At 67.6% G+C, this 3,979-nt stretch carries 2 protein-coding genes and 1 pseudogene; all 3 read left to right on the top strand.

All coding sequences use genetic code 11. The features are described 5' to 3' along the window. Positions 1-1,430 (top strand): ABC transporter ATP-binding protein (locus JHD07_RS24615; RefSeq protein ID WP_291626769.1); only part of this gene is annotated, 1,430 nt, incomplete at its 5' end. A 58-nt stretch (positions 1,431-1,488) separates the two neighbouring features. Then, positions 1,489-3,693: an amylo-alpha-1,6-glucosidase gene (locus JHD07_RS24620; RefSeq protein ID WP_291626771.1), complete on the top strand. Its 2,205-nt coding sequence runs from the start codon at positions 1,489-1,491 to the stop codon at positions 3,691-3,693. 23 nt (positions 3,694-3,716) lie between these two features. Next, positions 3,717-3,979: pseudogene (locus tag JHD07_RS24625) on the top strand (PRC-barrel domain containing protein); the annotation flags it as partial.

Genomic DNA, 3,979 nt, shown 5'->3' on the forward strand with positions numbered 1-3,979 from the left:
CGCCGAGCTATTTCTCGGATCGGATGCCGGGGATGCTGACGAGCCGCATCACCGCGACCTCGAATGCGGTGTTCACGGTCGAGAACATGTTCGTCTGGAACGTGTTGCCGCCCTGCATCGCGACGGTTGCGGCGATCGCGCTGATCGGAACCGTCAGTCCTTACATGGCGCTCGGCCTGACCGTGATCGCCGGCGGCATGGTGGCCACCATGTTCCACCTTGCCGCCGCCGGCAAGCCGCTGCATGACGATTTCGCCGACAAGGCCGCCGCCGTCGATGGCGAGATGATCGACGTCATCAGCAACATGCCCCTAGTGCGTGCATTTTGCGGTATCGGACACGAGCATGAGCGGTTCGATGCGACTGTCAACCGTGAGCTGACCGCGCGAAGCCGCAGCCTGCGCTATCTGGAAAAGCTGCGGCTGCTGCATGCCGTCGTGACGGTGCTCTTGACCATCGCGCTGATGGCCTGGGCCATCACCCTGTGGCAGAGGGGCAGCGCGACCACCGGCGACGTCGTGCTGGTCTGCACGCTCGGCATTTCCATCCTGAGCGCGACGCGCGATCTTGCGGTGGCGCTGGTCGACGTCACCCAGCACGTCGCGCGCCTGACCGAGGCGATTGCGACGCTCCTGGTGCCGCACGAGCTGCGCGACCACCCCGAAGCCGAGCCTCTCGTCAAGAGCGGTGCGGCCATCGCCTTCAACAACGTTACCTTCGGCTATCCCGGCGGCGACAAGATCTTCGAACGTTTCAGCCTGCGGCTGCAGCCCGGACAGCGCGTCGGCCTGGTCGGCCAGTCCGGCGGCGGCAAGTCGACGCTGTTCACGCTGCTGCAGCGCTTCTACGACGTCGACGAGGGCAACGTCACCATCGACGGCCAGGATATCGCGAAGGTGACGCAGCTGAGCCTGCGCGAGGCGATTTCAGTCGTGCCGCAGGACATCTCCCTGTTCCATCGCTCCATTCGCGAGAACATCCGCTATGGCCGGCCCAACGCCACCGACGACGAGGTGCTGCGCGCGGCGATCGCAGCGCGTTGCGACTTCGTCGAGAGTCTGCCCGAGGGGCTCGACACCATGGTCGGCGACCGCGGCGTCAAGATGTCCGGCGGCCAGCGCCAGCGCATCGCCATCGCGCGCGCCTTCCTGAAGGACGCGCCGATCCTGCTGCTGGACGAGGCGACTGCGGCGCTCGACAGCGAATCCGAGGAGGCGATCCGCGAGGCGTTGTCGCGCCTGATGCGCGGGCGTACCGTGATCGCGATCGCCCATCGCCTGGCGACGCTGCGCAATTTCGACCGCGTGGTGGTGTTGAGGCATGGCAAGATCATCGAGGACGGCTCGCCCGAGCGTCTGATGCAAGGCCATGGGCCGTATCGTGAGCTGGTCACGCAGGAAATGAGCCGGCTCGCGCAAGCCGCCGCGTAAATCGACAGTCGCGTTCTCGAGTCGGTCGCGTTTTGAACCAAGCGCAGGGGAGCAGCTCATGTCGGCCGAAGCCTTAACCCAATTCGTCTCCGTGACGCGTACCTCGGAACAGGTCGCGGAACAGCCTTTCTACATTCCGATGACCGGGCCCTCGGCCCGGCCGCGGCGTTCGCTCAAGCATGACGACACCTTCATCGTGCTCGACAGCCATGGCGACATCGGCGCGTCCGCCGGCGGGCCGGACGGCCTGTTTCATCACGATACGCGCTATCTCGCACGGCTCGAGCTCGTGCTCGACGATCTCCAGCCGCTGCTACTGGGATCGAACCTGCGCGACGACAATTCGGCGTTGACCGTCGATCTCACCAATCCCGACATCTACCGGCAGGGCAGCCTCGTGCTGCAGAAGGACCTGCTGCACATCGTGCGCACGATCTTCCTGTGGCGCGGCACGGCCTATCAACGCATCGGCGTGCAGAACCATGGCGAGCGGCGCGCCAGCTTCGCGCTGACGCTGCTGTTCGGCAACGACTTCGCCGATCTGTTCGAGGTCCGCGGCGAACGGCGGCCGCGCCGCGGCGTCGGCACCAGCCGGCTGCTCGGCCCGACCGACGTGCTGTTCGAATATCGCGGCCTCGACGACGCCGAGCGCACCACCGGACTGCATTTCGATCCGCGTCCGACGCGGCTCTCGGTCAATGCCGCCACCTGGGAGCTCGACCTCGAGCCGCACCAGGCCAAATCGCTTTTCGTGGCCGTGTCCTGCAACCGGCCGGTCACGGAAAAGCCCGCGCGGTTCTTCCCGGGTCTGCTGGCGCACCGCCGCGAAATGCGGCAGTCGACCATGGGCGCGACCAGCATCGAGACCTCGAACAACATCTTCAACGAGGTGCTGTGCCAGGCCATGGCCGACCTCAACATGCTGATGACCGAGACGCCGCAGGGGCGTTATCCCTATGCCGGCATTCCCTGGTACTCGACGACGTTCGGCCGCGACGGCCTCATCACCGCGCTCCAGATGCTGTGGGTCGACCCGCGCATCGCCAAGGGCGTCTTGCGCCGGCTCGCGCATTTCCAGGCCGAGGCGGTCGACCCGCTCGCGGATGCCGCGCCCGGCAAGATCCTGCACGAGATGCGCGGCGGCGAGATGGCGGCGCTGGGTGAGGTGCCGTTCGCGCATTATTACGGCAGCGTCGATTCGACCGCGCTGTTCGTGCTGCTGGCGGGAAGCTATTTCGAGCGCACCGGCGACGAGGCCACGCTGCTGGAGCTGTGGCCGGCGATCGAGGCGGGGCTGGCCTGGATCGACGGCCCCGGCGATCCGGACCAGGACGGCTTCGTCGAATACCAGCGCGCGACCGAGAAGGGCCTGGCCAACCAGGGCTGGAAGGATTCCTACGACGCGATCTTCCATGCCGACGGCCAGCTTGCCGAGGGCAATATCGCGCTCGCGGAAGTGCAGGGCTACGTCTTTGCCGCCAAGCAGCTCGCCGCGCGTTGCGCGCTGCGGCTCGGCAAGCCGGACCGCATGCGCAAGCTCGAGGCCGAAGCCAGGGCGCTCGCCGAGCGCTTCGAGCAGGCGTTCTGGTGCGAGGAGCTCGGCACCTATGCGCTCGCGCTCGACGGCCAGAAGCGGCCCTGCAAGGTTAGGACGTCGAATGCCGGGCAGGTGCTGTTCAGCGGCATGATCCGCGAGGACCGCGCCCGCCGCGTCGCCGCCGACCTGATGGGGCCGCATTTCTTCTCGGGCTGGGGTATCCGCACCGTCGCGCAAGGCGAGGTGCGTTACAACCCGATGTCCTACCATGACGGCTCGATCTGGCCGCACGACAACGCGCTGATCGCGCTGGGACTGGCGCGCTACGGCCTCAAGCATTCGGTGGCGCACGTGTTCAAGGGGTTGTTCGACGCCGCGACCTACATGGATCTGCGCCGGCTGCCCGAATTGTTCTGCGGCTTCCGGCGCGAGAAGCGGCGCGGCCCCACGCTCTATCCGGTCGCCTGCGCACCGCAGGCCTGGGCCAGCGCGACGCCCTTCACGCTGCTGGAGGCGGCGCTCGGCCTCGAATTCGACGTGGCGCGCAGCGAGATCCGCCTGCGCAATCCGCATCTGCCGGCCTTTCTCCACGAGGTGATCCTGCGCGATCTGCGCCTCGGCGAGTCCAGCGTGGACTTACGCGTCAGCCGCCACGGCGACGACGTCGCGCTGGAAGTGGTGCGCACGCGCGGCCAGATCCAGGTCTCGATCGTGCTGGCGCGCTGACGGCGCGCCGTGAGGAGGGTGTCATGCGTACGATCGGAGCATTGATCCTGGGCGTCGTGGTCGTGGTTGCCTCCCCGGTCGCGCCGTCACGCGCGGCGGAGGACAAGCCCGCCGGCCAGAATGAGGCGAATGCGCCGCCGTCGGCACCGCCGCCGGCCTCGACCGTTCCGGTGACGCCCAAGGACGCCGCGCCGCCGCCCTCGGTGACCATCATCGGGGCGAGCGAGGCGCACGGGGTCCTCGGCCGCGACGTGCGGAGCGCCGCCGGAGAGGACATGGGCCGCAT

It is taken from the genome of Bradyrhizobium sp., assembly GCF_016462955.1.
Lineage (GTDB): Bacteria > Pseudomonadota > Alphaproteobacteria > Rhizobiales > Xanthobacteraceae > Bradyrhizobium.

What these genes read in the sequence shown, in the direction of transcription:
- JHD07_RS24620 (WP_291626771.1), top strand. Translation starts at nt 1,489, where the DNA reads ATGTCGGCCGAAGCCTTAACCCAATTCGTCTCCGTGACGCGTACCTCG.